The 26,501-nt window shown below is 62.4% G+C and carries 26 protein-coding genes; 6 read left to right on the forward strand and 20 right to left on the reverse strand.

The genetic code is table 11. The annotated features are described in order from the left end of the window. Nucleotides 1–58 precede the first annotated feature (58 nt). A complete protein-coding gene (locus CFE28_05715) occupies nucleotides 59–556 on the reverse strand; it encodes an RNA polymerase subunit sigma-24 (GenBank protein ID OYU69540.1) in 498 nt (165 codons plus the stop codon). Between the two features lie 263 nt (nucleotides 557–819). Between CFE28_05715 and CFE28_05720 the strand changes: the two genes are divergently transcribed. After that, nucleotides 820–1,332, forward strand: a complete 513-nt coding sequence (locus tag CFE28_05720; GenBank protein ID OYU71576.1) for a thiol reductase thioredoxin — start codon at nucleotides 820–822, stop codon at nucleotides 1,330–1,332. 82 nt (nucleotides 1,333–1,414) lie between these two features. Here CFE28_05720 and CFE28_05725 read toward each other — a convergent pair whose 3' ends face one another. The 3 genes from CFE28_05725 to CFE28_05735 form a co-directional block, all read right to left on the reverse strand. After that, complete coding sequence (locus CFE28_05725; GenBank protein ID OYU69541.1) at nucleotides 1,415–1,726, reverse strand: hypothetical protein; 312 nt, start codon at nucleotides 1,724–1,726, stop codon at nucleotides 1,415–1,417. 163 nt (nucleotides 1,727–1,889) lie between these two features. Further along, nucleotides 1,890–3,053: a hypothetical protein gene (locus CFE28_05730; GenBank protein OYU69542.1), complete on the reverse strand. Its 1,164-nt coding sequence runs from the start codon at nucleotides 3,051–3,053 to the stop codon at nucleotides 1,890–1,892. Nucleotides 3,054–3,057: 4 nt separating this feature from the next. After that, nucleotides 3,058–3,651 carry a hypothetical protein gene (locus CFE28_05735; GenBank protein OYU69543.1) on the reverse strand — a complete coding sequence of 198 codons (594 nt, stop codon included), beginning with the start codon at nucleotides 3,649–3,651 and terminating at the stop codon, nucleotides 3,058–3,060. A gap of 146 nt (nucleotides 3,652–3,797) precedes the next feature. Here CFE28_05735 and CFE28_05740 point away from each other — a divergent pair, with 146 nt between their 5' ends. Next, nucleotides 3,798–5,153, forward strand: coding sequence for a hypothetical protein (locus CFE28_05740; protein OYU69544.1), 1,356 nt, complete (start codon nucleotides 3,798–3,800; stop codon nucleotides 5,151–5,153). Here CFE28_05740 and CFE28_05745 read toward each other — a convergent pair. Then, nucleotides 5,150–6,847 (reverse strand): hybrid sensor histidine kinase/response regulator, encoded by a 1,698-nt coding sequence (locus CFE28_05745; GenBank protein OYU69545.1) that lies wholly within the window; start codon nucleotides 6,845–6,847, stop codon nucleotides 5,150–5,152. The genes CFE28_05740 and CFE28_05745 overlap by 4 nt on opposite strands. A 195-nt stretch (nucleotides 6,848–7,042) precedes the next feature. After that, the gene (locus CFE28_05750; protein OYU69546.1) at nucleotides 7,043–7,738 is read right to left on the reverse strand and encodes a DNA-binding response regulator; all 696 of its coding nucleotides are present in this window, start codon (nucleotides 7,736–7,738) and stop codon (nucleotides 7,043–7,045) included. Nucleotides 7,739–8,058: 320 nt separating this feature from the next. On the opposite strand from CFE28_05750, the gene CFE28_05755 reads away from it, so the two are divergent. From CFE28_05755 to CFE28_05770, 4 genes are read left to right on the forward strand one after another with little or no spacing between them, the layout of a single operon-like run. Then, complete coding sequence (locus tag CFE28_05755) at nucleotides 8,059–8,304, forward strand: hypothetical protein (GenBank protein ID OYU69547.1); 246 nt, start codon at nucleotides 8,059–8,061, stop codon at nucleotides 8,302–8,304. A 57-nt stretch (nucleotides 8,305–8,361) separates the two neighbouring features. Continuing rightward, nucleotides 8,362–9,699, forward strand: coding sequence for a flagellum-specific ATP synthase FliI (gene fliI / locus CFE28_05760; protein OYU69548.1), 1,338 nt, complete (start codon nucleotides 8,362–8,364; stop codon nucleotides 9,697–9,699). Then, nucleotides 9,696–10,112 carry a flagellar export protein FliJ gene (locus CFE28_05765; protein ID OYU69549.1) on the forward strand — a complete coding sequence of 139 codons (417 nt, stop codon included), beginning with the start codon at nucleotides 9,696–9,698 and terminating at the stop codon, nucleotides 10,110–10,112. The genes fliI and CFE28_05765 overlap by 4 nt, the downstream gene beginning before the upstream one ends. Beyond that, entirely contained in the window at nucleotides 10,112–11,188 is a 1,077-nt protein-coding gene (locus tag CFE28_05770) for a 1,4-beta-xylanase (protein ID OYU69550.1), read from the forward strand. The genes CFE28_05765 and CFE28_05770 overlap by 1 nt, the downstream gene beginning before the upstream one ends. A gap of 121 nt (nucleotides 11,189–11,309) precedes the next feature. Here CFE28_05770 and CFE28_05775 read toward each other — a convergent pair whose 3' ends face one another. The 14 genes from CFE28_05775 to CFE28_05840 all read right to left on the reverse strand — a co-directional run bounded on the left by CFE28_05775 (nucleotide 11,310) and on the right by CFE28_05840 (nucleotide 26,457). Further along, nucleotides 11,310–12,197 carry a phenazine biosynthesis protein PhzF gene (locus CFE28_05775; GenBank protein OYU69551.1) on the reverse strand — a complete coding sequence of 296 codons (888 nt, stop codon included), beginning with the start codon at nucleotides 12,195–12,197 and terminating at the stop codon, nucleotides 11,310–11,312. A gap of 43 nt (nucleotides 12,198–12,240) precedes the next feature. After that, nucleotides 12,241–12,681 (reverse strand): GNAT family N-acetyltransferase, encoded by a 441-nt coding sequence (locus CFE28_05780; GenBank protein OYU69552.1) that lies wholly within the window; start codon nucleotides 12,679–12,681, stop codon nucleotides 12,241–12,243. Next, the gene (locus CFE28_05785) at nucleotides 12,668–13,063 is read right to left on the reverse strand and encodes a hypothetical protein (protein OYU69553.1); all 396 of its coding nucleotides are present in this window, start codon (nucleotides 13,061–13,063) and stop codon (nucleotides 12,668–12,670) included. Before CFE28_05785 ends, CFE28_05780 begins: the two co-directional genes overlap by 14 nt. Nucleotides 13,064–13,149: 86 nt before the next feature. Continuing rightward, nucleotides 13,150–15,162, reverse strand: a complete 2,013-nt coding sequence (flhA, locus tag CFE28_05790; protein OYU71577.1) for a flagellar biosynthesis protein FlhA — start codon at nucleotides 15,160–15,162, stop codon at nucleotides 13,150–13,152. Nucleotides 15,163–15,251: 89 nt separating this feature from the next. Next, entirely contained in the window at nucleotides 15,252–16,619 is a 1,368-nt protein-coding gene (locus tag CFE28_05795; GenBank protein OYU69554.1) for a sigma-54-dependent Fis family transcriptional regulator, read from the reverse strand. 28 nt (nucleotides 16,620–16,647) lie between these two features. Beyond that, on the reverse strand, nucleotides 16,648–16,989 hold the full coding sequence (gene fliN, locus CFE28_05800; GenBank protein OYU69555.1) for a flagellar motor switch protein FliN: 342 nt from the start codon (nucleotides 16,987–16,989) through the stop codon (nucleotides 16,648–16,650). Then, nucleotides 16,989–17,645, reverse strand: a complete 657-nt coding sequence (locus CFE28_05805) for a flagellar assembly protein FliH (GenBank protein OYU69556.1) — start codon at nucleotides 17,643–17,645, stop codon at nucleotides 16,989–16,991. Before CFE28_05805 ends, fliN begins: the two co-directional genes overlap by 1 nt. After that, on the reverse strand, nucleotides 17,645–18,670 hold the full coding sequence (locus CFE28_05810) for a flagellar motor switch protein FliG (protein ID OYU69557.1): 1,026 nt from the start codon (nucleotides 18,668–18,670) through the stop codon (nucleotides 17,645–17,647). The genes CFE28_05805 and CFE28_05810 overlap by 1 nt, the downstream gene beginning before the upstream one ends. 5 nt (nucleotides 18,671–18,675) lie before the next feature. Beyond that, complete coding sequence (gene fliF, locus CFE28_05815) at nucleotides 18,676–20,319, reverse strand: flagellar M-ring protein FliF (GenBank protein ID OYU69558.1); 1,644 nt, start codon at nucleotides 20,317–20,319, stop codon at nucleotides 18,676–18,678. 132 nt (nucleotides 20,320–20,451) lie between these two features. Next, the gene (locus CFE28_05820; protein ID OYU69559.1) at nucleotides 20,452–22,572 is read right to left on the reverse strand and encodes a serine hydrolase; all 2,121 of its coding nucleotides are present in this window, start codon (nucleotides 22,570–22,572) and stop codon (nucleotides 20,452–20,454) included. A 62-nt stretch (nucleotides 22,573–22,634) separates the two neighbouring features. Next, nucleotides 22,635–23,423: a peptidase C13 gene (locus tag CFE28_05825; GenBank protein ID OYU69560.1), complete on the reverse strand. Its 789-nt coding sequence runs from the start codon at nucleotides 23,421–23,423 to the stop codon at nucleotides 22,635–22,637. Next, a complete protein-coding gene (locus CFE28_05830) occupies nucleotides 23,423–23,893 on the reverse strand; it encodes a thioesterase (protein ID OYU69561.1) in 471 nt (156 codons plus the stop codon). Before CFE28_05830 ends, CFE28_05825 begins: the two co-directional genes overlap by 1 nt. Before the next feature lie 12 nt (nucleotides 23,894–23,905). Further along, nucleotides 23,906–24,376, reverse strand: a complete 471-nt coding sequence (locus CFE28_05835) for a stringent starvation protein B (protein OYU69562.1) — start codon at nucleotides 24,374–24,376, stop codon at nucleotides 23,906–23,908. A gap of 134 nt (nucleotides 24,377–24,510) precedes the next feature. Continuing rightward, the gene (locus CFE28_05840) at nucleotides 24,511–26,457 is read right to left on the reverse strand and encodes an alkyl/aryl-sulfatase (protein OYU69563.1); all 1,947 of its coding nucleotides are present in this window, start codon (nucleotides 26,455–26,457) and stop codon (nucleotides 24,511–24,513) included. Nucleotides 26,458–26,501: the final 44 nt, after the last annotated feature.

Consider the following 26,501-nt stretch of genomic DNA (forward strand, 5'->3'; position numbering starts at 1 on the left):
GTGATCAGACTCCGCTGATCAGCCCTATCCCTATGTCTGGTGTGAAAAAATCGTCTGTTCATGGGGTGATTTTCACCACCAGGGCCTTGAGCGCCGCGCTGATATGTCCCTCGATCGCCTTGACCGAGATCCCCATCACCCGGGCCGCTTCGGCCTGTGTCATGCCTTCCAGCTTGTAGAGCCGGAAAGCCCTCTGGCGCTGGGGTGGCAGTTCCGCGATGGCGGCGATCAGCTGCGAGAGTCGCTCCCGCGAGATCACAACACGCTCGGCGCTGGGCTCATCTGCAACCTCTTCCCCGCCAAGGTCGGTCCGGACATCCTGGCGCCAGGCTGTGTCGCGCGCCTCTGAACGCCTCTGACTCCTCTGGGAGTCATGGGCCAGATTGATCGCCATTCGATAGAGCAGCGCACTCGGGCTTGTCATTTCCTGGGCCGGATCCAGAGCTGCGACCTTGAGGTACAGTTCCTGGACAAGGTCCTCGGCGGTGGCATGGGACCCGGTGCGCGAGGCCAGGAACAGCACAAGGTTTGCGCGTTTGGCGAAATAGGCCTCCACGAGGGCGCTTGCCTTCTCAGGGCGTTGCGGCGCCGCGTCGGTCAACCCAGTCCTCCAGGGATCCGCCCGATGGTGATCCGGGCTCAGAAGCCGACGATGCTTAGCCTCGGCGCGGTCGAGTTCAAGGTGAAATCTCGCGTGGCGATCATCCTTCGTGGAGCAGAGTGGCGCCTTTGCTTACAGGTGCATGAGAAAAACCAGACTGACGGACGGGCAATGAAAGCCTAAAGGGATCGCCAATGCCCGAGGAAGGTTTTCGATCCATGCTGAAGTCCGCCGCCATCGCCCTGTCCGCCATGCTGGCGTTCACTGCCCCTGCGCTCGCCAAGCCAGCGCCCAAGGTCAGCATTGCATCCTTCGCCCAGTTGAAGACCCCATTGCCCTATCCCTATGATGAAGCTGCCAACGCCGACAGGGTTGTGGCTGACGCTCGCGCCAAGGCTAAGGCTCAGAAAAAGCTTCTGATTGTCGATATGGGCGGGAACTGGTGCCCCGATTGCCGCATCCTTGCCGCGACCATGGAATTGCCGGAGCTCAAGGCCTTCATCAATCGCAACTTTGTGGTCGTAACGGTGGATATCGGCCGGCTGGACAAGAACCTCCAGGTGCCGGCGCACTATGGCATCACCAAGCGGCTCGAGGGTGTTCCGGCCCTGATGGTGATAGATCCGAAGACCGACAAGCTGCTGAATGCAGCCCAGATTTCACAACTGGCCGATGCCCGACACATGAGCCCCCAGGGACTCGCAGACTGGCTTGCGAGCTGGGCTCGCTAGGGTCCCGACACAGAAAAGCCCGCCCCGGGGCGGGGGCGGGCTCTGGGCGAGGCGGGGAGACCTCACGCGAGCTGGGAGGGGCCTAGCGCGATCCGGCGTTGGTCGTGGTCAAAGTGGCAAGCTTTTCCATGGCCTCAGCCCGCACGGCGCTTTCGCATGCCGCACGATTTTCGATCCGCGTGCCCGCTGGCGCGCCAAGGTCACTGCAGAGATTTGCCGCAACCGTGTTCACCCGCGCCTGCAGGATCGATTGTCCATTCGCATCGCTGAGATCAAGGTCGCTAACCTTGATGGCGTAGGCCGATGCATGGGCTGAATTGGTCAGGGCCAGGGTCGGCAGGGCGGCCATGGCCAGGGAAGCGATGGCGGTCAGGGTTTGCAGGGTCTTGGGCATGTCTTGTCTCCGGTCTGAATGTTAGCGCCGTTCTCAGCGGCTGATGTGACTGGAATACAGACCCGATATTGAGATGTCCCGTTAAGTCTAAGTCATGACTTCGAATTAAGACTATTGACTCCATGTAATATGGAAAGATGTACTGAAATTCACAATGTGAATTCTATGTAACGAATGGGATCGGTTCCAGGCCGAGCGCCTTGCGGAATGTATTGTGGTAGTGATGCAGGGGAGGCTCATTGCGGCCGAACAGGACCGTCTCCACAAGGCCCGACGCCATCGCCGTCTGGGTCGTTTCGCCGGTCGCATAGTCTTCGGCAGCGACGACATTCGTAAATCCCTGGGAAAACATCAGGGCCATTTCAGGATTCTCCGCCAGGACTCTCCGGTCGAAGTAATAGCTGACCTGGGAAATTGAGCGGCCAGGGTCCTTCGGATCAGGATAGGCCCGGACCACCGCAATACGGTGGTCTCCGACATTGATCACCACATTGGGAAACAGGAAATAGACCGGGAAGCCGCCGCCCTGGATGGTCCACTCCGACTCCGGACGCCCTCGCAGGTCATCAATGGCCTTCAGGCAGAGCACCATCCGGTGGTTCCGCTCATAGGACCTGTAGGACAGGACATCGCCGTGGAAGTTGTTGGCCAGGGTGTCCTTGTGAAGCCTCTTGAAGTGATAGGTTTCACCAAAGGTGTCTGTGGCCAGTTTCCAGTTCAGCTTCATGTCCAGGGTCTGTTCCAGCCCAAGGACATATTGGCCCCAGTCCCAGCTCTCCAGATCATCTCCTATGCCCTGGAAGAGGGTCTCGACATCAATCTGGCCTGCAGGATCTGGATGGACGATCAGGAATCCCAGATGCTCGATGCTGGGCAACTCCTTCAGCCCGAGACAGGCCTTGTCTATGGCCCCGAAGTGATCCTCCATCGGCACTGCGGCCAGGGTGCCTGTGCTGTCATAGGTCCAGGCGTGGAAGGGGCACGAGAACAGGGCTTTCTGACCTCTGCGGGCGGTCTCGACCATGGGGCCGCGGTGCCGACAGGCGTTCAGGAAGGCGCGGAACTTTCCGGACCTGTCCCTTGTCGCCAGGATCGGCACCCCCAGGTCATTGCTGGTGATGAAGCTTCCTGGCTCCGGTAGGTCACCGCTCATGCCGATCATCTGCGGGTGTCCGCGGAAGAACACCTCCCACTCCTGCCTGGCGATCTCGGGGCAGGTATAGGCGTTGGCGGGAAAGGCCCTGACGCCGCCGGCGTCGGCGTTCACCCCCCGGGCAAGCTGATCCATGAGTTCCCGAAGGACTTCGACTTGCACATCATGTTTCATCTATTCAGGCCTCTTTCAGGGCGGAATTCAGGGCTGACTGGAGCATGTCGAAGGTGACCGAGATCTGCTTCTGCTGGTCTGTGGTCGCCAGCCCCTGCCGGCTGGAAACCCGCAGACCCTGGTTCACAACCATCAGGAAGGCCGCGTAGTCCCTGGCCTGCGCCGGGCAAAAGCCAGCCTGTGACAACAGGGTCTCGAAGGCGGACTGGACGTCCATCAGGCGGCGGCCGGCATGGGCGCGCAAGCCTTCGTCGAGGTCCGCAAGCTCGACCACTGAATTCACAAGCAGGCAGCCCCAGCCGCGTTCCTCGGATGATCTGGCCAGGGACTCCTGCTCGAAGAACCCCCGGAGGGTATCCATGGCGGACCTGCCCGGGGCCTTGGGCGCCAGGGTGGATATTGTGCGTGCTGCAAACTGGTCGAGACACTCGATGAAGAGTCGACGCTTGTCTCCGAAGGCCGCGTAGAAGCTGCTTCGCCCGATTTCCATCCTGCCAAGCAGGTCTGTCAGGCCAGCGCCTTGATAGCCGCGGCTCCAGAAGAGCTTGAGCGCGCGGTCGCGCGCTGTGTCGCGGTCAAACTCAACGGGGCGAGACATGAAGCAATTATAGACTGATCAGTCCATAACTCAAGCCAATGGACCCACCGTGTGCTCATCAATCCCGGGAGCTGGTCTCTGTGAGGTCCAACCCTTCGCTCATGATGTAGCCAAGCCTTCCCCAATCGCTTCCAGCATGTAGGGTGATGGGAAAATGGGGACTGAACCCCCTTGGATATCGCCTGAAACGAGCAGGCGTTCGGGAGGACACGATGAATTCGCAAGACAAGACGAGTACGGCTTTGCCCGTTGGTCTGCTGATACTGCTTACCGCGACCAATGCCCTGAACTTCGTCGACAGGAACCTTCTGTCCAGTTTCGCGAACTTCCTGAAGCCGGAACTGCACCTTACCGACACCCAGTTCGGACTTCTGACAGGTCTGGTTTTCCTGATCTTCTACGCGGTAGCGGGCCTCTTCATGGGGATGCTGGCCGACCTGACACATCGTCCCAGGCTGGTTGCGGCCGCCATTGCGCTGTGGAGCCTGCTGACGGCCGTATCCGGCGCCGCGAAGGGCTTTGTGTCTCTCGCACTTCCCCGGGCCTTGATCGGGATCGGAGAGTCTGCGCTCAGCCCTGCTGCGATCTCGCTCCTGGCTGACCGTGTCAACCGTACACGCATGGGGCTCGCGACGGCGATCTACTATATGGGCGTGCCACTTGGCACCGGGATTGGACTCCTGGTCGCTGGGTATCTGGGCCCCGCACTGGGGTGGCGGAACTGCTTCTACGCCATTGGCGCGGTAGGCATTCTTCTTTCCCTGGCCTTTCTCTTTGTCAGGGAGCCCAGGGTTGTGCAGACATCCGAAGTCGAGAAGCGCCCAAGTCTGGCCTCCCAGATTTCCCACCTGGTCGAGGCTTTGAAGCGGTCGCCATCCCTCGCCGCGACCATGGCTGGCGGGGTGGCCCTCCATATCTCGGTGGGAGCCGCGCAGTTCGATCAGCTCTGGTTTGTTGCCGAGCGGGGTTTCGACAAGGCCGAAATTGCCAGACTGGCCGGATACATAACCGTCATTGCCGGCGTATCCGGCAATCTGTTCGGCGGCCTGGTTGGCGACTGGTGGCAGAAGAACATGAAGTCAGGGCGCCCCATGCTGATGGCCTGCCTCATGGTGGTCCTGATCCCGGCGGCCGTCCTCTACCGGCTGTCTTCACCCGGATCGGCGCTCTTCTATGTTGGAATGGGTATCGGGGTGTTCCAGCTGGCGGCCTTCTACGGTCCGACATTCTCGACCGTTCAGGATCTGGCTCCAGTCCGCGCCAGGGCGACGGTGACGGCTTTCTACATCCTTTGTCTGAACGTCATTGGTCTGGGGATAGGCAATACAGGCATGGGCATTGTGGTGGATCATCTGCGCAGCATTGGCGAACCTCAGCCCTACACCATCGCGATCATCATCTTCATTTGCGTCTCGGCCCTCGCGGTTCCCGCCTTCTACCTTGCCGGCATATGGTCCAAGCGCGACCGGGCCAGTCTGGAGGACGCCGGGGCCCAGGCCTAGGCCAGTATGGCTTCCAGGCTCCGCAGCAGGTCGTCGGGTCGAATGGGCTTGGCGACAAAGGCGTCGCATCCAGCTGCTTCTGCATCCTGGCGATGGGTGGACAGAGCGTTAGCACTCAGCATGGCGATCGGCGTGCGGGAGCGAGCTTCCGTCTGTTCCAGTTCCCGGATGGCGCGGGTCGCCGCAAGGCCATCCATCACGGGCATCTGCATATCCATCAGGACCAGGTCGAAGGCCTGCTCGCGGAAGGCGGCTACAGCCTGCCGTCCATCCTCGGCGGTCGTCAGATTCACGCCATAGGGCTCCAGGATCATCGAAACGATCTTGCGGTTGCCGGCATTGTCCTCCGCCAGCAGGATGTTCAGGGGTGCAGCCGCGGCGCCTATGCTCGATGTCGTTTCCGACGTCGTTCTGACGTTTCCATCCAGCAGTGTCCTCGCCAGCGGAAGGCGGACTTCGAACTGGCTGCCGCGACCCGGTGCGGACTCGATCGAGATGGTCCCGCCCTGCAATTCGACCAGGGATTTCACAATAGAAAGGCCAAGTCCCGAACCCCCATGAAGGCGTGTCGTGGAGCCGTCGGCCTGCTCAAACCGCTGGAACAGCCGGTTTTGTGTCGCCGCGTCAAAGCCGGGCCCGGTGTCCTTGACCAGGATTTTAAGGCCTGGAGGATCGGGGAAATCACCACATGTGACCCTGACCTCAAGCCCGCCGGTCTCCGTGAATTTCACGGCGTTGGACACGAGGTTTGAGACGATCTGCCTCAAACGTATGGAGTCACCCAGATAGGCTCCCCTGGCGGCGTCATCCACGGTCACGCTGAAGGTCAGGCCTTTATTCCTTGCGCCCGTCGCCATCAGGTTCGCCGCCGCGTGGACCTCTGTCGCAAGGTCGAAGGGCTCAATTTCGATATGCAGCTTGCCGGCTTCGATCTTGGACAGGTCGAGAATGTCGCTCAGCAACCGCTCCAGGGTCTCGCTGGATCCGCGGATCAGATCGACCATGCCCTGTTGCCGGCCTGTAAGGCGGGTTCTCGCCAGCAACTCGGACACGCCAATCACGCCATTCAGGGGTGTCCGGATCTCGTGACTCATATTGGCGAGGAACTGGGTCTTCATTTCCTCTGATTGCTCGGCCTGGTTCTTCAGGTGCTGGGCTTGGGCCTGGGCTGCGGCCAGGACTTCAGACTGGCCTCTGGTCCGCGAAGCGGCGAACCATCCCCCAAGGGCAGGTCCACTCAGGAGGAAGGCCAGGGAGACCGACAGGGGAGGGACATTGTTCGCCATGAGGATCAGGGCGCCACCGACCAGGGTCACAATGGAGGCGCCGGCCGCCCGGCCTGTCGGCGTCAGCATCGGAAAGGCCGCCAGCATGGTCGAGATATAATAGATCTGCTCCCGGTCGCCGACATAGACCCCGTGAAGGGTGATGTTCAGGGTGACAAGACCGACCATGGCGACCATCCAGGCCTCTGTGGCCCCTGGACCGCCCTTCCTGAGATGAAACCGGGCAGCAATGGCGATCACGGCGCTGGTCATGGCGACGCAATACATAAGCAGCCTCTTGCCCGGGGGCAGGACCGCCAGATGGGCCGCTGATATCAACAGATAGTAGATCGCCGCCACGAGCGCGAAGGTCCGCGCTGTCGCCTTCTGCTCTTCCCTGAGCATGGCGTCAGGTGGCGGCTGGTGCATCCCCGTGACTCATCCTCCGGGCGGTTGTGGCTGTCGATCTCATCACCGAGCCGAACATGGTTCGGGCAAGTACGCAACCAAGGGGTACCGTGCGGGTGGTGTGGCTCAGCGACGCACGGAGCTCAGCCCATCCCAAAGCAAAACGCCCGCCGTTTCCGGCGGGCGTCTGCAAGTTCAGTGAACCGTGGGGCCTGTTCAGGCGGCGACCTGGTTTTCCGAGGGATCACGAAGGACGTATCCGCGGCCCCAGACGGTTTCTATGTGGTGGCGACCTTCAGCGGCGGCGGCCAGCTTCTTGCGAAGCTTGCAGATGAAGACGTCGATGATCTTCAGTTCAGGCTCGTCCATGCCGCCATAGAGGTGGTTGAGGAACATTTCCTTGGTCAGGGTCGTACCCTTGCGCAGGGAGAGCAGCTCCAGCATCTGGTATTCCTTGCCGGTCAGGTGAACGCGGTTGTTGTTCACTTCGACGGTCTTGGCGTCGAGATTGACCAGGATGTCGCCGGTGCGGATGACCGACTGGGCGTGGCCCTTGGAGCGACGGATCACCGCGTGGATGCGGGCGATCAGTTCGTCCTTGTGGAAAGGCTTGGTCATGTAGTCGTCGGCGCCGCCGCCGAGGGTCTTGACCTTGGTGTCGATCTCGGCCGAACCCGAAAGGATCATGATCGGCGTGTTGATCTTCGCCACCCGGAGGGTGCGGAGCACATCCATGCCGCTCATGTCGGGCAGGTTGAGGTCCAGAAGGATCAGGTCGTAGTCGTAAATCTTACCCAGATCGACGCCCTCTTCTCCGAGGTCCGTCGTATAGATATTGAAACCTTCCGACTTGAGCATCAATTCGATGCTCTGCGCAGTAGCGCTGTCGTCCTCGATCAACAATACGCGCATCAAATCCTCCTAGGCCGCCCGCGCCGATATTTACAAGGATCCCCCAAGAATCCCTGCGAACCCGCTGCTAGATTGCCAGCGAGTTAATTTAAGACCGGTTAATGATGAAGGGTCTCTGTGCGAATCGTTAACTCGGTTCGGGATTCGCCAGCAAGAGTCGGAGTGAATCGGTGGACTCACGGCTGTTGAATCTTTTGTGATTGGACAGATGTGGCGAACAGCGGTCGCGCCTTCGCCACATTCCAAGCGCGATTTCCCGGTAACGGTCGGTCAAAGTGATTAGGGTATGACCATGTCCGGTAATCTGCGGAGATTTTGCGATGTTTGCTTCTGAATGGCCCGCCATGGCCGAGGCCGGCGCCGGACTGTCTGACGCGGAAGATGCGGCTGAGGCGGCGCGCCACGCCCCGAGTGAGCGGGCAAGGGCCCCGCGATTTGATATTGCCGATGATATCCGTCGCAGGCCGGTTACCTATTTCGGCTTCGGCGTTCTGATGGGCTTCGGGCTTGGCTTGCTGTTTCAGCAGGCCGGGCGGGAGAATCTTCACGCGGAGTTAAGGGCGTAGGGCCGACTCTGGAGGGGTCGCGAGTCAGGTCGATCTCGCCCCCGGAGTTTGCGTCCCTTGCAAAGCCTCGTCGCCGCTGTCGAGCACCTTGATCCCCTGACCGTTTCGGGTCGGGTCGCAGCGGTCAACGGCCTGCTGATCGAGGCCCGGGGCGGCCTCACCAGACTTTCAATCGGGTCCCGCGCTGAAATCCTGAGGCGCGGTGACAAGCCACTGGCGGCGGAAGTTGTCGGATTCCGCGATTCCCGGGCCCTCCTCATGCCATTTGGTCCCGTCGAGGGCGTCGCCCCTGGGGCTGAAATCCGCATTGATAACCTGGGCTCGGCGGTCCATCCCACCAAGGCCTGGCTGGGGCGGATCATCGACGCCTTTGGCCAGCCCATAGACGGCCTTGGACCCTTGCCACAGGGGCTGGCCGGTTACCCCTTGAGGGCTGCACCGCCGGCCGCCCATGCCCGCGGAAGGGTGGGCGAGCGCCTGGATCTGGGCGTCCGCGCCATGAACGTCTTCACCACCTGTTGCCGAGGTCAGCGCCTGGGCGTCTTTGCAGGCTCTGGCGTCGGCAAGTCGGTGCTGCTTTCCATGCTGGCCAAGCAGGCCGACTGCGACGCTGTTGTCGTGGGGTTGATCGGCGAGCGGGGCCGGGAAGTTCGTGAATTCATAGAAGAGACCCTGGGTCCGGAGGGCCTGAAGCGCGCCATTGTCGTGGTCGCGACCTCTGATGAGCCGGCGCTGAAGCGCCGCCAGGCAGCCTACATGACCCTGGCCATCGCCGAGTATCTTCGCGATCAGGACATGGAAGTCCTGTGCCTGATGGACTCCGTCACACGCTTCGCCATGGCACAGCGGGAAATCGGTCTTGCCGCCGGCGAGCCGCCCACGACCAAGGGCTACACCCCGACAGTCTTTACAGAACTGCCCAAGCTGCTTGAGCGGGCCGGCCCCGGCCCCATTCGTTCAGACGGAACGACAGCGGGTCCCATCACCGGCCTGTTTACGGTGCTGGTTGATGGTGATGACCACAACGAGCCCATTGCGGACGCGGTCCGGGGTATCCTCGATGGCCACATTGTCATGGAGCGGGCGATCGCCGAACGCGGCCGCTTCCCGGCCATCAATGTCTTGAAATCAATCAGCCGGACCATGCCAGGCTGTCACGAGCCGCACGAACGCGAAATCGTCAAGAACGCCCGCCAGACCCTCTCAGCCTACGCCAATATGGAAGAGCTGATCCGCATTGGCGCTTACCGCGCTGGCGCAGATCCCCAGGTCGATCGCGCCATTCAATTGAACCCTGCCCTGGAAGGCTTCCTCAGCCAGGACAAGGATGAGGCTACAAGCTTGCCCGACAGCTTTGAAAGTCTGGCGCGTATCCTGATGGGTGAAGCGGCGTGAGTTGGACTGACAGCCTGATCAAACTGGCCGGTTACGAGGTCGAGGTCCTGCAGAAGCGGCTGTCAGAGGTGGTCGATCGCCGCCTCCAGGCCGAAATGCGCCTGGTCATGCTGGAGGCGGAGGGTGAGTCAGAAGCCCTGCACGCCAGACAGAACCCTGAAGCTGCCCAGTATCATATGGCCTTTGTCGAGGGCCTGAGGGCGCGCAAGGCCATCGCCCAGATCGACATTGACCGCATTCTCCTGGAGGAGGCGGGCGCCCGCGACGTTCTGGCCCTGGCCTTTGAAGAGCAGAAAAAATACGAGCAGGTGGCCGAGGCCCAGCGGCTCGATCGGCTCAGGACGGCAAACCGCCTCGAAACCGCAGCCATGGACGAGATGGGATTGCGGAGGACGGCGAGGGCAGGGCGCTGATGTCGGGAAGGCTTGATCGACGGGCCGTGCTGGGTGGTCTTACGGCCCTGGCCGGCTGTGACAGATTGAAGCCTGCTGAGGCCAAGGCTGCAACCCAGGTTTCACCCCCGCCCCCTCCGCTGAAGAGCCTTGTCCCCTTCCGTATCGGAACCTGCGTGCAGGCAGCCCAGATGGCTGACCCTGTGTGGGCGGCGCTGGCCACCCAGAACTGCAACCAGCTGACCCCCGAGTGGGAAATGAAGATGGAGTACATCGTCGGCGACGATGGGAGACTTCGCTTCGACCGCGGCGACGCGATTTTCGACTTCGCCCGCCGCAACGGCATCAGTCTCTATGGAACAACCCTGGTCTGGTACGTCCAGAAGCCTAAATGGTTCGAGCAATTGCCCCCTGACAGGGCCAGCTTTGGTCAGGCCTACGACACCTACATCCGCAAGGTCATGCAGCGCTATCAAGGCGCTGTCGGGTGGGACGTCGTCAATGAGGCCGTGTCCGAGGACGGCAAGGGCTGGCGCGAAAGCCTCTGGGCTGAACGGCTGGGCGACCTCGACCACATGGTCCGGGCCTTCAAGGTGGCGCGCGAGACCGATCCCGAAACGGTGCTCTTCCTGAACGACTACAATCTGGAAAACATGCCCGAGAAACTGGATACCTTCCAGAAGCTGCTGGATCGGCTTTTGAGCGCAGGAGCCCCCGTAGGCGGCATTGGCACCCAGTGCCATATTGCAGCTGACCTGGCGCCCGGCGTCTATACGAAGACCCTTGAGACCCTCGCCCGGTTTGGCCTGCCGATCCATGTGTCGGAACTGGATGTCTCCCTGGTCAGGTCAGAGAAGAAATTCGCTTCCCCCGAGGCCAGACGGGTGGCGCAATCGGCCGTATTCACGGAAGCGGCCCACGCCTTCTCGGCCCTGCCAATGGCGCAGCAGTTTGCCTTCACCCTTTGGGGACTCCGCGACAGCGACAGCTGGCTGCACTCTGAAAATGCACAGGATTCCCCCAGCGCGTTTGACGCTGAAGGTCAGGCTAATCCAGCGGCTGGCGCCTTGGCCAAGGGCTTTGGCTGGAAGGGTTGAGGCCCGACCCAAGAGCGCGTTCCCTTTAGACGGAATCGTCTAAAGGGTAAAACTGCGCTCTGATTCAAAGGCTTAGAGCACGCTTATCGCGATAACTGGTTCCCACTTATCGCGGCGGGCTCTAGAGCGTGACCTGACCTCTGAACATGGGCGCACAGCCACCGCCCACCGTCGCGCGAATTCCATCGGCGCCCCGGCGCGCCGTAACATTCAGGATGCTCGGCCGGCCCATTTCAACACCCTGGCTGACCACATACTCCGCCTGATCCTCCGAGGTCAGGGACAGAAGCAGAGCGCCAAGTGTGGCGTTGGCGCTGCCGGTTGCTGAATCCTCGAACGTGCCGGTCAGTGGCGAGAACATCCGCGCCCTCACCTTGTTCCCCGATCGGGTATAAAGGTGAAGGGAGAGGCGCATGGAAAAGCCCTCCAGGCCTGCAGCCGTGGCCTCGAAGGCGGCGACATCCGGATTTGCCCGACCCAGGGCTTCCGAAGTCACTTCAGCAAAGACGAAATCGACGCCGACCGATCCCTTTACCGGACGGTGGGCGGACACAACGATGTCCTCTGGCGCCAGCCCCGCGCAACTGGCGATCTGCTCGGCGGTGAATTCCAACCCGAGGGAGAGGGGCTGCGGCGCGTCGATCACGGCGCCCACGAGGGCGCCTGCGTCGTCCCGGTCCACCTTCACCTTCACGATGCCGGCAAGTTCCTCGAACAGCAGTACGCCGTCTGTGTCACGCCCCATCTGGGCCAGGACATAGCCGGTGCCCACATTGGGATGTCCGGCGAATGGCATCTCTGCGGTGGTGTTGAAGATCCGGACCCTCGCCGTATGGCGGGGATCCTCCGGCGGCAGGACAAAGGTTGTTTCCGCCAGATTGAACTCAGTGGCCAGGGCCTGCATCTGGGCGTCGGTCAGTCCCCTGGCGTCGGTAAAGGCCGCCAACTGGTTGCCGCCGAACGGGCGGTCGGTGAAGACATCCACGGTTACGAAGTCATAGGTCGCCATGGGGCGCTCCCTGGAGTTGGACCCTGCCAGCAACTGACCGAAGTCAGGCCAGATCCTTGATCATGAAATAGCGGGGAAACATCGGCTTTGGCCCATCGATCTGGCCGAAAACCCGAAAGCCCAGCCTCTCGTAGAACGGCCTTGCCTGGAAGGCGAAGGTGTCCAGCCAGATGTTCAGGCACCCACGGGACCGTGCCTCGGTCTCCACCCGGGCCATGAGGTCACCCCCAAGGCCTGCGCCGCGCTGATCTTCCGGCGCAACGAGCATGTCCACATAGAAGGAGTCCCAGACAGAACGCCCCCAGACCCCGCCGACCACGGCCCGCGTTTCCGGATCCCGCAGCAGCACCGCAAAGGGATGGTTCTCGCAGTGACCGACGGCCTTGACGTTGAACGCCCTCAGAACTTCCCAGAGTTCCTGATAGGCGGCCTGCGGTGGTTCCGAACCGGCTTCGACCAGCAGGTCGGGTTTACTGGTGCCCATGACCGGAAGCGCCCTGCGAATTGCGGGCTGCCACATCGGCGTCCGTGGCGCGGCGGATGGCGTGCAGGTCGTCGCTCAGCCGGAAGAGGGCGACATAGAGTTCGCAGAAGGAACGCCAGAGCAGGACCAGGATTGTCACCACCAATGAGCCGCCGACGAGAACCGAGAGGGCCAGCAGAATGCCCATCAGGGGCTCTTCCCGGAAGGCCACGCCAATGGCGCTGCCAATGATGCCGAAGGCGATCAGGGCGATGATGCCCAGGCCAGACCAGTAGATCAGGTGGATCACCTGATTGGTCATCAACTTCTCAAAGGTCAGCAGGTCCCAGAACAGGGTCTTGGGCAGACCTTCGCGAATGGCAGTCAGTCGAGGTTGGCGCATAGGAGTCTCTAGGCTGGGACGCCACCATGGTCCCTAGGTGGAACCGCTATCAGCGCACGGGCTCCGCTGCAACGGGGGCCGGCGACTTAGATGGTTCCGACGGTCTTCAATCGCGCCCGGGGATGGACTTCATTCTGGCTCATGACAGGGGTCTGGCCGCGGAATCTTTCAATGATCGACCGGACATAGGGCCGGATCTGCGGGCTGGTCAGCAGGACCGGAGAATCTCCGGCCAGGGCGGCGCGCTCGAAGGCGTCGCGCACGGCCCGGATGAAGTCCTGCAGGCGGGAAGGCGCCATGGCCAGTTGCTTCTCATCGCCAGAACCAACCAGGGCTTCGGCGAAAGCATTTTCCCATTCGCCGGACATGGTGACGATGGGCAGGGCGCCTTCGTCGTCGCGGTGGGCGAAGGACAACTGGCGGGAAAGGCGTGAACGGACCTGCTCGACCAGAAGGGTCACCGAAGGTGTGTGCGGCGCCGCCTCGCCAATGCCTTCGAGAATGGCGGGTAGGTCTCGAATCGAGACCCGCTCCCGCAGCAGGGCCTGCAGGACGCGCTGGATTGTGGTCGCCGACACCACGGAGGGCACCAGGTCTTCCACCAGCTTCTTCTGTTCGCCGGGCAGGTCCTTCAGCAGTTTCTGCACCTCGGAATAGGAGAGCAGGTCGGGCATGTTCTCCTTGAGGATTTCCGTGAGGTGGGTGGTCAGCACTGTCGCCGGGTCGACAATGGTATAGCCGCGGAAGGTCGCCTCTTCCCGCAGGGCTTCGTCGATCCATGTGGCCGGCAGGCCGAAGGCCGGTTCGCGCATATGCTCGCCCGGGATCTCGACCTGACCGCCGCGGGGGTCCATGGCCATCAGGTGACCGAGACGCACTTCGCCCCCGCCGGCTTCCATCTCCTTGATGCGGATCATGTAGCCCTGGGAGTTCAGGCGCATATTGTCGAGGATGCGGACCGACGGCATGACGAAGCCGAAATCGGCCGCCAGGGTGCGGCGCAGGGCCTTGATCTGATCGGTCAGGCGGCGACCTTCCAGATCATTGATCAGCGGCAGGAGGCCATAGCCCAGCTCGATCTTGATTTCGTCAATGGCCAGGGTCTGGCTGATCGGCTCGTCCTGATCTTCGGCCTTGGGCTCGGGCGGCGCCAGGTCGGCCGGATCGATGATGGCGGGTGCATGGGATCGGCGCCAGGCCAGGGAGCCGGAAGCAATCGAGACCAGGGCGAAGGGAATGATCGGCATGCCCGGGATGAAGGCTATGACGCCAGCGGCGGCTGACACCATGCCCAGGGCCACCGGGTTCATGGCCAGCTGCGCCACCAGGGCCTTGTCCGCCGAGCCTTCGACCCCGGCCTTTGACACCAGGAAGCCGGCGGCGATGGAAATGATCAGGGCGGGGATCTGGCTGACCAGGCCGTCGCCGATGGTCATGATGGTATAGCTGGCGGCCGCTTCGCCAATGGGCATCTTGTGCTGCAGCACGCCGATCAGAATGCCGCCGATGATATTGATGGCCACGATGATCAGGCCCGCGATCGCGTCGCCGCGCACGAACTTGGAGGCGCCGTCCATGGCCCCGAAGAAGGTGGACTCCTGCTCCAGTTCCTTGCGGCGGAGCTTGGCGACGGATTCCTCAATCAGGCCCGCCGAGAGGTCGGCGTCGATGGCCATCTGCTTGCCGGGCATGGCGTCCAGGGTGAATCGGGCCGCCACTTCGGCGATACGGCCAGAGCCCTTGGTGATGACCACGAAGTTCACGATCACCAGGATGGCGAAGACGATGAGGCCGATGGCGAAGCTGCCTCCGGTCATCAGTCGGCCAAAGCTCTCGATGACCTTGCCTGCGCCGTGGGCGCCTTCGTGGCCGTGGCCAAGGATAAGACGGGTCGAGGCGACGTTGAGGGCCAGCCGGAACAGTGTCGTGACCAGCAGGACCGTCGGAAATGCGGTGAATTCCAGCGGACGCTTGATGAACAGCGAGGTCATCAGGATCAGGACCGCCGAGGTGATCGAGATCGACAGAAGCCCGTCCAGCATGAAGGCCGGAACAGGCAGGATCAACAATACGATGACGCCAATGACGCCGACCGCCATGGCGACCTCGCCCTGGGCCAGCCAGCCGAAGATCTCCCGGCCTGTGGGTCGCGAAGCCCCGAAGAAACTGGTGTCAGCCACAGATCACACTAAGCGGCGTGGAAGCCCATCTGCGGCGCCGGCACCGAGACGCCGGCGTCAGAATATTCCTTGAGCTTGTTGCGCAGGGTCCGGATCGAGATGCCGAGAATGTTTGCGGCATGGGTGCGGTTGCCCAGGCAATGCTCCAGGGTGTCGATGATCAGCTGCTGTTCCATCTCGGCGACGGTCTGGCCGACAAAGGCGCGGGTTGCGGCCTCCGCCGCCGAGGCCGCGGCCATGGCGGTGCGGGTTCCGACGTCGGCAGGGGCGAGGGGTTGGCCGTCCGGCAGGCGGATGGCGGTCTCCTCGATTTCGGCGCCTGAAGCCAGCAGGACCGCGCGGTGCATGGCGTTTTCCAGCTCGCGCACATTGCCAGGCCAGCGATGGCCTGCGAGACGGCGTTTGGCTTCAGCCGACAGGTCGCGTGTCGGTGTTCCGTTGGCGGCCGCATACTTCTTCACGAAGAATTCGGCCAGGGCCACGATATCGCCAGGACGCTCACGCAGGGGCGGCAGGCGCAGGTTCACGACATTGAGGCGGTAGAGCAGGTCTTCCCGGAAGGTCCCGTCCTTCACGGCCACGACCAGGTCGCGGTTGGAGGTCGCGAGGATCCGGATGTCCACCTTGACCGGTTTCGAGCCGCCGACCCGGTCAATTTCCCGCTCCTGGATGGCGCGCAGGAGCTTGGCCTGCAGGCGGGTGTCCATTTCCGAGATTTCGTCCAGCAGCAGGGTGCCGCCGTTGGCTTCCTCGAACTTGCCGATCCGGCGGGCCAGGGCCCCGGTGAAGGCGCCCTTCTCGTGACCGAAGAGCTCGCTTTCCAGCAGGTTCTCGGGGATGGCGGCGCAGTTCACCGAGATGAAGGGCTTGCTGGCCCTGCGGGACTTCTGGTGGACGTAGCGGGCGATGACTTCCTTACCCGAGCCGCTTTCCCCGGTGATGAGGATCGAAGCTTCAGAGGCGGCGATCTGGTCGGCCAGTCCGATGACGGCCTGCATGGCCGGGTCACGGACCACCATGGGCTTGTTGTCGTCCGAGACGGCGGCCAGGACGGCGGCGATCATCTCGGCTTCAGGCGGCAGGGGGATGAATTCCTTGGCGCCAGCGCGGATGGCGTCACCGGCCTTCTGGGCGTCAGGATCAACACCACAGGCGACAATGGGCACCCGGATGCGCTCGGCTTCATTGGCGGCGATCAGGGCCGCAATGTCGAGATCATAGTCGACCAGCATCAGGTCGGCGCCCTGGCCCGCCCGCAGGGCATGGGTCGCCGCTGCAATGGTCTCCACGTGACTGACCTTGGCGCCCGCCGCCATGGCCATTTTCACCGCAGAAGCCAGCTGTCCGTTCAATTGTCCGACGACCAGAAGCCGCATACTCGTCTCTCCTATGAACGCCCGTCCCTTAGGACTGGGAGTCCCCGTCCTTGATGATTTCAGTCATGGTCACGCCCAGGCGTTCATCGACGATGACGACCTCTCCGCGGGCGACCAGCCGGTTGTTCACATAGATGTCGATGGACTCGCCGACCTTGCGGTCCAGTTCCAGAACGCTGCCTGAGCTCAGCTGGAGCAATTGGGCGACACTCATGGTGGCGCGGCCCAGAACGGCGGAAATCGACACCGGAACGTCAAAAACCGGAGCCAGGTCGGTCGCCGTCCTGGCTTCGGACTCGCCTTCGGGCATGGAGGGGGCGTCACCCGGACCGAAGTCATCAAGCTTCAGGTCTGTATCGGTATCCGACATCAGGATTCGCTTTCGGTTGCAGGGAGAAGGGGTTCGGCGTGCAGGCCCTCGGACGCCAGGGCGGCGGCGAGGACATCGGCCACCCGTTGTGCTGCGGCATTGGGGTCAAAGGCGGCGGCGCCGTCGCCGAAATCGAGGGTGAAGGCGGCAAGCGGCAGGGAAGGATCCGAGCGCACCTGGATGGCGCCGGCGAAGCCGATAGCCTGGGCGGCGTCTTCGAGGACCTTGTTCAGACCATCCACCATGTCCGGAGACACCGAGATCAGCAGCCTGGGCGCGGACTCAAGTTCACGGGAAAGGGAGTCGATTGCTGACTTCAGGACGGCCTGGGGAAAGGCGTCGAGGGCGGCGTCAGCAATGGCGCGACTGCAGGCCAGGGCCAGGTCGGCGCACCCGACCCGGTGACGATGGGCAACCTCGGCCAGTGAAGACAGGGCCAGCTTTGCGTCCTGGGCGATGGACGCCAGCGCCTGGGCCTGGAGGGCTTCCATGCGGGCCAGGGTCTGCCGCTCCCCTTCATGAAGGGCCTGGCGCTCGAGGACCTCCACCTCATCAGAAGTGAAGGTGCGCTTTGGGCGCGGGGCGGCGAAGGCCACCTCGCCCTCACCGTCAAAAACGGTGTCGAATCCGAATTTTTCGACGGCGTGCTGGGTCATCAGTAGATCAGCTCATCGTCAGAGCCAGACCCGGCCAGCATGATCTCGCCCTTGGCGGCGAGGTCCTTGGCGACCTGGACCATGGCCATCTGCGCCTGGTCCACGTCCTTGAGGCGGACGGGACCCATGCTCTCCATGTCTTCGCGCATGATCTTCGCGGCGCGTTCGGACATGTTGGAGAAGAACATTTCCCGCAGGGTGTCGGAGGCGCCCTTGAGGGCCAGACCCAGCTGGTCCTTCTCGACGCCGCGCAGCAGGGTCTGGACGCCGCCGGGATCGAGCTTGGACAGGTCTTCGAAGACGAACATCAGGGCGCGGATCCGCTCGGCGGCTTCGCGGTTGCGTTCTTCCAGGGCGGCGATGAAGCGCGCCTCGGTCTGACGGTCGAAGGAGTTGAAGATGTCGGCCATCATTTCATGGCTGTCGCGCTTGGAGGTGCGCGCCAGGTTCGACATGAATTCGATCCGAAGGGTCTGCTCGATCTTGTCGAGGATTTCCCGCTGCACCGGCTCCATGCGCAGCATGCGGGTGACGCATTCCAGGGCGAAGTCTTCGGGCAGGGATGAGAGCACGCGTGCAGCGTGGTCGGCCTTGACCTTGGACAGGACGACGGCGACGGTCTGCGGGTATTCGTTCTTGAGGTAGTTGGCGAGAACGGCCTCGTTCACATTGCCCAGCTTGTCCCACATGGTCCGGCCTGCCGGACCGCGGATTTCCTCCATAAGACCTTCGACCTTGTCCGGGTCGAGGAACTGGGAGAGCAGGCGCTGGGTCTGTTCGTAGGAACCCATGATCGAGCCCGAGCCCGACATGTTGGATACGAACTCCACCAGCAGGGCTTCTACCACGCTGGAGGACACATTTCCGAGGCCGGCCATGGCCTGCGAGACTTCCTTGATCTCCTCATCATCCAGCGACTGCCAGATGGTCAGGTGATCTTCGCCGAGGGCCAGCAGGACGACGGCAGCCTTTTCGGGCCCCGTCAGGCGGGCTGGATCGGTAATCGCCTTTCCCTTGGATGCCATGGCCGTCAGACCGACTCATGTAGCCAGGTGCGCAGCAGCGCCACCGACTCTTCAGGATGCTTGTCGACGAACTCAGAGACACGCTTCACCGAACTGGCCTTCACCTGGCCTTCGATCCTGGCGATGTCGATGCGCTGTTCCATGTCGCTCTGGCCCGGGGCCGGGAGGGCCAGGGCTTCACCGGAGGAAGGATCGACCTGGATCTGGATGGTCTGGCCATCGGCCGTCGTGACGACGCGGGTCGCGCCCTGTCCGCCGGAAAGGGCGGGCAGATTGCCGTCCGTCGCCGTCTTCAGCAGGGGCCGGACGATGAAGAACATCATCAGAAGGGCGACGATGAACAGAATGCCCAGTTCGACGGCGCGCATGATGTCGTTCTTGTCAAAACCCATCAGCGGGCTGGCGGAGGTCACCCCGTCAGCAGATGCGTCGGTGGGGAACTGCACATTCACAACGGTCACCTGATCGCCTCTGGCCTGGTCATAGCCGACCGCCGTCCGGACAAGCTGCTCAATGCGCTGCATTTCAGCGGCGGGCCGCGGCGTATAGGCGCCGGGCTTGCCATTGACCGGATCGGCATGAATTCCATCTACGGCGACAGCGACGGAGATTTTCTTAACCTGGCCGGGATCCTTCACTTCAGTCCGGGTGGTCTTGGAGATCTCGTAATTGGTTGTGGACTCGGTCCGGCCACTGGCTGAGCCGGCCGCGCCGTCTTCAGACCCTGTTGTGCCGCCTGGAATGTTTGCGCTGGCCGTCACCGCGCCATTGGCGTTGGGACCGTTTTCCTTGGCGTTTTCCTCGGTAGTGGACTCCGAGCGGATCACCTGGCCATCAGGGTCATAGGTTTCCTGCTGTACTGTCACCCGCGAAAGGTCGAGCTCTGCGGCCACGGTGACCCGGGCCTTGCCGGCGCCGACCATGCCCTCCACCAGGGATTTGACGGTCTTGGCGATCCTCTGCTCGACTTCGCTCTTGCGCCCGTCCGCGGCGGCAGCGTCGCCTTCGGCGCCGCCAGACAAGGTCTTCGCGTGCTGATCGACCACAGTGACCCGATCAGCCTTCATGTTCGGCACGGCGCTGGAAACCAGGTTCTGGATGGCCCGCACCTGTTCGGCGCTGGGCTCACGGCCGCCAATATTGATGGTCACCGAGGCGGAGGGCTGCTGAGCCTCTTCTTCAAACAGCTCGCGCTTGGGCAGGACAAGGTGCACGCGGGTCGAAGTCACCCCGTCCAGACTCTGGATCGTGCGGCCCAGTTCGCCTTCCAGGGCGCGCTGACGGTTCAGTTGCTGAACGAAATCGGTCTGACCCATGGCGTTGGTCTGGTCGAAGATTTCATAGCCGACGGAAGCCGCCGTCGGCAGGCCCTTGCCCGAAAGCAGAAGCCGTGTGGAGGCCACCTGGTCGCGCGGGACCATGATGGTCGAGCCGTCGCCCTTGGCCTCGTATTTGATATTGGCCTGATCCAGGGCCTTGGTGATTTCACCGGCCTCTTTCAGATCCAGATTTGAGTAGAGCAGGGCCTTGGGCTGTCCAAGGGTCAGGGTCATGGCGAACAGGGCCGCTGCGACGCCGGCGCCTATGCCGATGATCGCGGCAAGACGTCCGAAACCGAACCTTTGCAATGCGGCGACAAAACCGTTCAACGCCCTGGGTCCCCACTACCAAAAAGCGGGGCACAAACTGATGTCACCCGCCGCTAGGCAGGATTTACCCACCACATGGTAAACGCCGCGTTTATGGATGGGGAGGTGGGCAAAATTTTCTCTGCTGCGCGGTCAGCTTGCCCAGGGGGTCAAAGCCCCCCAGCGGTAGAGCAGGATCGCAAAGACAGCGAAAATGATGACCGTCGCCAGATACCCGGCCTTTCGGGCAACAGACCAGCTGTCCACCCGGCGTCCGCCCCGAAGGACTGCCGGCGCAATCAGGGCGGAGAGCAGTGTGAATCCCGCCGCCGCCACAGCACAGGCCGAGCCCAGTAGGATGAACGGGCCGGGCCAGCTGTACATGATGTTGGCGACATCCCCGGTCTTGGCCACCCAGATCAGGAACAGGACAAAGGCAGCAATCCAGAGGACTGCCTGAAGTCCCTGAATCAGGCCTGCACGGCTCTGGATCGACGTTTCGCGGAAGTCCCGGCGATTGCGGATCAGTCCGCCAAGCAGGGTTGCGACGGAGGCAAGGACGGTCAGGATCGCGCTCGCCAGAATTGTATTCGGGCGATCCCAGATTTGCGCCCTCGTGAAAACCTGGGTGTTCAGGGAGGTGACAATGGCGCGGGCACGGCCATTGGATACTGCGAAAACCAGATGGTCGACGCCATTGTCGGCCACAAAGCGGCCCTTGGCAGGATCCCCTTCAGGAACCCAGCTGCGCACCTGCCCGGCATGGGTCAGCAGTCGCCCATCCTTGGTCACCTCGACCTTCATTCCGCCGATCAGCCGGCCGACGAAAGCCTCGAGTCCGCCATATGCCCGGCGCGAGCCGAGATAGTACCCGTCGTACATTGACCGCACATCAAGCAGCCGCAAATTGCCGGCGCGGGGATAGTGGGTAGGCGTTGCATAGAACTGCTCAACAATCCTCTGGGCCAGCCGATCGGTCAGGGCCTGGCCGGTGTCGGAATTGGTCGAGATGAAGACCCCCAGTCCCAGATCCGGAACCAGGACCATGTTGGACATGAAGCTCAGGGTCGCGCCGGCATGGCCAAAACCCTTGTATCCGCCCGGCAGGTTGTACTCGATGAATCCGTGACGCCAGCCATTGATCCCTTTGGGGGTCCGGCGGATTGGCGTGCGGAAGGCGTTGGCCGTCGAAGGGCCGTAGATCGAGACGCCATCCAGGGCGCCGTCATTGAGAAGGGCGGCCATGTAACGCCCCATATCTCCAGCTGTAGAGGATGCTGAGCCCGCCGGGCCGGCGTGACCGATCAGCTCATAGGGGCGCTTCACAAAGCTGGATCCGGCCCAGAAATAGCCTTCGGCAAGGTCAGATCTCAGCCTCTCGGGCATGGGGGCGGGCAGGCGGCTCAATACAGGACGCTCTTCGCGGAAGGTCGTATGCCCAAGGCCCAGCGGCGTGAAGATCTCGTCTTCCACCAGCCGTTCAAAGGGGCGGCCGCTGGAATAGGAAACTGCCGCTCCAGCGAGGGCGGCGCCATAGTTCGAATAGGAGGCCATGGCTCCGGGGGCGGCGATGCGCCTTGGGCGTTCCTGCCGGAGATAGTCCACCAGGCTCCGCTCGCGGGATGGATAGCGTTCCATCAACTGGCCAAGGGCGCGGTCCTCGAACCCTGCAGAGTGCTCCATGAGATTCCGAACGGTGACCGGGGTCTCATAGCCCTGATTACGAACCTGAATACCTTCAGGAAGATAGAGGTTAATCGGACCATCAATCCTGATACGCCCGGCCTCAACCTCCCGCATCAGGGCGATCCAGGTGAAGGTCTTGGAGATCGATCCAATTCTGAACAGGGTGGTGTCCGGATTGACCCGCCGGAGAGGCGAAAGAGAGGCCGCGCCATAGCCCTTCTTGAGGACGATCTGGCCGTTCTGCACCACAGACAAGGTAACGCCGGCCACATGTTCCCGGTCCATGGCGTCGCGGACCAGTCCATCCACATAGGCTTCGAGTTCCCCTGGGGGCAGGGTCAGTCCGGGCGTCAGGCGGGCGCCGACCTGGGTAGGGAGCGCCGGGCCTGTCAGGGGTTGCAAGGTACTGGCTGTCGCCGTGGCGGCGGCGCGGACGCCGCTGGTGGGGGCCTTCGGTTTGGGCTTCTTCACCAGGGCCGAATAGGGGATCGGTTTGCTGGGAAGCGCCGGCGTCGACTGGGCGGCGGCAGAGCCCGCTGTCAATGACAGTCCGGCCAGGAGGACGACCAGGGTCTTTGCGAAGGTCATTGTGGAAGGCCGGCTCTTTTCGAAAGGGGACGGCGATCTTTTAGGGCGTCAGACTGCTTTCGCTAACCCCCTTTTGTCGCTCCCGGCGGGGGAAGTGGATAAAGTGGCAGCATGGGGCGCAATTGCGGGCCGATGTAGAGTTGTGGTTCCGAAGGCGGCGCCATTTTCTCTTTAATTTCCCTGTCGGCGACGCAGGCCTGGATCTGGCTCCCGAGGCTGGGAAAGTCCTTTGCCTGTGGGGTCGTCTGCAGGAAGCAGTCATCGAAATAGGGATACTTGTCCGACTCCCCGCAACCAAAGGAGGTCCGATCCGGCCTCGCTGCCGTCAGGACCATGCGATTGTCGCTGCCAAGTTCAGGCACGAAGATACCGGAATAGCAGGCGGAAATGACGACAATGGTCGGCCGCGGGCCGCAGGTCCTGTCCAGCATGGTCCCCAGAATGCCAGGGGGCAGGATACTCTGGTCGACGACCACACCGGTCGGTGCGCCGTGGGATGTGAAATAGACAAGGCAACCGTCCGGCGCCTTGGCCGTCAATGAAACCAGGGCGTCATAAATGACCTTGGGTTCGGTCTTGGCGGGGTTGGTGTCCTTGTATCGTTCGGGCCTGACCGAGAACTGTTTGAGGTTCTCTGGCGCAAAGCCCATGCGGACCAGTTCCTTCGAGACATCCCGCCGGGCATTGTCAAAGGCCTCAGAAGGACCGCCGGAATGGGCGTGCCAGTCGCCTGCCACCACAATGGCGGCCCAACGGCTGAAGGGCGATTCCGCCATGGCCGGACTTACGCCCAGCAGGAGGACGCCGAAAACCAGGGCGACAAGGCGCCGAACGCGATCGGCGGAGGCCATTACTTCTTGTAGCTCTGGAAGGGTGTGGGTACGGCGGTCCCGGTGGCCTTGGCCAGCAGGCGACCTTCCGGATCATAGAGTTCGCCCTCCGTGAAGGCGATGGTCCTGCCCCATTTGACCACGCGTCCAATGCCCTTGATGGGGCCTGGCTGGGCGGGGCGGTAGAAGCTGGTCTTCATCTCGGCGGTTGGCGCCACGTGCGTCATGCCGGAAGCCACCATGCAGGCAACCGACATGGCCTCGTCCAGCATGGCGCAGAGGTAACCACCCTGAATCTGCTTCATTGGGTTGAGCAGAAGCTCGGCCCGGGCGTCAAAGGCCACTTCCACCATCTTCTGGGCCTGGCTCACCGAAATGATGGCGAACCCAAGGGTCTGGGAGCCCGTTGGCTGGTTCTTGGTGCGCTGGAACCTGGCCAGAATGGCCTCGTCGGTAAGTTCCTCTGGGGTGGTCGACGCAACGTCGGTCATTGGTCTTGAAACCTATTTCTTCCGGAAATGATCGAGGGACACGACATTCGGCGCGTCGGGATCCACTGGCGCTTCCGGCTCGGCTGCGGCCGGCTCGGCTTCGACAGACGGGGTTGCTTCAAACTGAAGCAGGAACTGTACGCTCGGATCGTAGAAGCGCGTCAATGCGGCATAGGGCACCGAGAGGGCCTTGGGCTGGCCGCCAAACTTGAGCGTCACCGAGAAGAAGGTTTCGCCGGGAGCCAGGTCCCAGAACTGATGCTGCAGGACGATCGTCATCTCGTCCGGATATTTCGAGAGCAGGTCAACGGGCCCAGTGACCCCCGGCGCCCGGGTCTTGAAGGTAATGTAGAGATGGTGCGCACCGGGCAGGCCTCCGGGCAGGGCCGCCTTGCGCAAGGCAGACTTGACGACGCCACGCAGGGCTTCCTGCGCCATGGCGTCATAGTGCATCAAGTCTTCGACAGGCGGATCTTGAGCCATGGGGTCTCCAACAGTCAGGCGTGTACTGAACCTAGCGTTTCATTCGTAGGGCGCAAGGATCGCTCTTCGATAGTCGCATACCCGAACCCATTGATACCCCAAAATCTATTGCCTTATCCCGCGGAGCCCGGGGCCTAGCGGGTCACGATCGGAAAGTCCGGCCTGGGCGGGTCGAACCAAGACATCAGCCGGGCCAGGGCGCCAGTGTCGCCGGCGACCTTTACCTCGCCCCTGGCGATATGCGGGCCCAGGGGCTTACCGCCAACCAGTGCGTTGAGCAGGATCTGGCGGTTCAGGGTCAGGGTGGCGTCTGCGGGCGCGCCCTCTGCCGAAGGCTCTGCGGTCAGAACCCCATGTTTGACCTGCAGGACGAACCTCTCCCTGCGTTCAGGGAAGACAAAGGCCACGCGCAACTGGCTTTCACCGGCCCTGGCCGGATTGATCCTGACGGCGAGCAGATCGAAGATCATCGATGAATTGAGCGCGCCAACCACATCGCTGGATCCAGCGCCCTGGATTCCTGAAGCAACGCCATTCCTCAGCTCGCCCACCGCTGTCAGGTACATGTTGCGCCAGATGGCGCTCTCGGCCTGATAGCCAAGCTGCTCATAGGTCCTGGCGAGCAGGAGCCTTGCGTCCGTCGCCTTGTCATCGGCCATGACCACATTGTTGAGCAGGGTCGCCGCCCATCCATAGTCGCCCTTGTCGAAGGCGGCCTGAGCCAGACCGACCACCTTTTCCGAGCCGCCCATGGCGTCGACATAGCGGCGGCCCTCCTCGGCCGGGGGCAGGACGGCAAGATGCACCGGGTTGGCGTCGTACCAGCCCATATAGCGCTGATAGACCGCACGGCTGTTGAAGCTCATGGTCCCGTAATAGCCCCGGTTGAACCAGTCCCTGGCCAGGACCGGCGGCAGGGAAATCTGGCTCGCGATCTCGGAGCCGACCAAGCCGCCGTTCATCAGTCGAACGGATTGGTCGTGCAGGTATTTGTAGGCGTCCCGGTGATCGGCCAGGAATGACTTCACGACCGGCTGGCCGAAGCGTGGCCAGCCGTGGCTTGTGAACATGACGTCGCTGCGGTCAGCAAAGAGGTTGATGGACTGTGTCAGGTCGTCAGCCCATGCCTTGGCGTCCCGCACGAGGGCGCCCCTGGGGGTCAGGACATTGTGCATGGAGACATTGGCGTTCTCCGCCATGCAGAGGACCCGCCAGTCCGGGAAGTACAGGTTCATCTCGGCCGGCGCTTCGGTCCCCGGCGTCATCTGGAAGACCATTTTCACCCCGTCGACCTGCAGGGTCTGGCCCGTGTGATCTATGGTCACCGTCGGCGCGATCAGGGTGATGGTCCCTTTTGGTATGCCCTGGCCAATGCCTGAACTGACCTGGCCGGTCGGGCCGGGGGGCAGCGTGTAGCCGAACTGGTACTGCGCCCTGCGGTTCATGGCCGGTCCGGCGATGACGTTCTCGCTTACGGCCTCCTTGAGGAACCCTTCCGGTGCAATGACTTTCACCTTGCCGGCGTCAACCTCGGCCTGGGTGACAATGCCCCGGACGCCGCCGAAATGATCGCTGTGACTGTGGGTGTAGATGACCGCGACAATCGGCCTGGCGCCGAGCTTTTCGGTAACCAGGTCAAGGGCGGCCCTGGCGGTCTCAGCTGTCGTCAGGGGATCAATGACGATCCAGCCCTTCGAGCCCTTGATGAAGGTGATGTTGGAAACGTCAAATCCCCGGACCTGCCAGATATTGTCCGACACCTGGAAGAGACCATTTTTCGCCAGCAGTCCTGCATGGCGCCAGAGGCTGGGATTTACCGTGTCGGGCGCCGGGCCCTGGAGGAAGTCATAGGCCTTCAGATCCCAGGCCACTGCGCCATCAGCACGTTTGATCAGCGGGTCCGCTCTGGTTCCCAGAAATCCATGGTCTGCAAAGTCGAAATCCTGGCGGTCTTCAAAGGGCAGGGTCGCCTTCAGGGCCTCCTGCGCCTGGACGGTCGCTTTCGTCGCAGGTTCCGCCGCCTGGGCGCTACCTGCGGCCAGCAGCCCCATGGCCATGAATGCAGCCTTGCCCCAGGACATTGGCGTCTCTCCCCTTTGATGCCTTTCCGCGACCATGATTTGGG

This window comes from Alphaproteobacteria bacterium PA2, assembly GCA_002256425.1.
Classification (GTDB): Bacteria; Pseudomonadota; Alphaproteobacteria; order Caulobacterales; family Caulobacteraceae; genus Phenylobacterium.

Bases quoted from the DNA above. Each gene is read 5' to 3' on its own strand.
- CFE28_05750 (OYU69546.1), bottom strand. From the start codon at position 7,738: ATGCGCGTATTGTTGATCGAGGACGACAGCGCTACTGCGCAGAGCATC.
- CFE28_05795 (OYU69554.1), bottom strand. From the start codon at position 16,619: ATGCGGCTTCTGGTCGTCGGACAATTGAACGGACAGCTGGCTTCTGCG.
- CFE28_05840 (OYU69563.1), bottom strand. From the start codon at position 26,457: ATGTCCTGGGGCAAGGCTGCATTCATGGCCATGGGGCTGCTGGCCGCA.
- CFE28_05720 (OYU71576.1), top strand. From the start codon at position 820: ATGCTGAAGTCCGCCGCCATCGCCCTGTCCGCCATGCTGGCGTTCACT.
- CFE28_05755 (OYU69547.1), top strand. From the start codon at position 8,059: ATGTTTGCTTCTGAATGGCCCGCCATGGCCGAGGCCGGCGCCGGACTG.
- CFE28_05825 (OYU69560.1), bottom strand. From the start codon at position 23,423: ATGGCCTCCGCCGATCGCGTTCGGCGCCTTGTCGCCCTGGTTTTCGGC.
- CFE28_05745 (OYU69545.1), bottom strand. From the start codon at position 6,847: ATGCACCAGCCGCCACCTGACGCCATGCTCAGGGAAGAGCAGAAGGCG.
- CFE28_05740 (OYU69544.1), top strand. From the start codon at position 3,798: ATGGGAAAATGGGGACTGAACCCCCTTGGATATCGCCTGAAACGAGCA.
- CFE28_05805 (OYU69556.1), bottom strand. From the start codon at position 17,645: ATGACCCAGCACGCCGTCGAAAAATTCGGATTCGACACCGTTTTTGAC.
- CFE28_05770 (OYU69550.1), top strand. From the start codon at position 10,112: ATGTCGGGAAGGCTTGATCGACGGGCCGTGCTGGGTGGTCTTACGGCC.
- CFE28_05780 (OYU69552.1), bottom strand. From the start codon at position 12,681: ATGGGCACCAGTAAACCCGACCTGCTGGTCGAAGCCGGTTCGGAACCA.
- fliN (OYU69555.1), bottom strand. From the start codon at position 16,989: ATGTCGGATACCGATACAGACCTGAAGCTTGATGACTTCGGTCCGGGT.
- CFE28_05810 (OYU69557.1), bottom strand. From the start codon at position 18,670: ATGGCATCCAAGGGAAAGGCGATTACCGATCCAGCCCGCCTGACGGGG.
- CFE28_05725 (OYU69541.1), bottom strand. From the start codon at position 1,726: ATGCCCAAGACCCTGCAAACCCTGACCGCCATCGCTTCCCTGGCCATG.
- flhA (OYU71577.1), bottom strand. From the start codon at position 15,162: ATGGCGGTCGGCGTCATTGGCGTCATCGTATTGTTGATCCTGCCTGTT.
- CFE28_05835 (OYU69562.1), bottom strand. From the start codon at position 24,376: ATGGCTCAAGATCCGCCTGTCGAAGACTTGATGCACTATGACGCCATG.
- CFE28_05830 (OYU69561.1), bottom strand. From the start codon at position 23,893: ATGACCGACGTTGCGTCGACCACCCCAGAGGAACTTACCGACGAGGCC.
- CFE28_05775 (OYU69551.1), bottom strand. From the start codon at position 12,197: ATGGCGACCTATGACTTCGTAACCGTGGATGTCTTCACCGACCGCCCG.
- CFE28_05820 (OYU69559.1), bottom strand. From the start codon at position 22,572: ATGACCTTCGCAAAGACCCTGGTCGTCCTCCTGGCCGGACTGTCATTG.
- CFE28_05735 (OYU69543.1), bottom strand. From the start codon at position 3,651: ATGTCTCGCCCCGTTGAGTTTGACCGCGACACAGCGCGCGACCGCGCG.
- CFE28_05730 (OYU69542.1), bottom strand. From the start codon at position 3,053: ATGAAACATGATGTGCAAGTCGAAGTCCTTCGGGAACTCATGGATCAG.
- CFE28_05785 (OYU69553.1), bottom strand. From the start codon at position 13,063: ATGCGCCAACCTCGACTGACTGCCATTCGCGAAGGTCTGCCCAAGACC.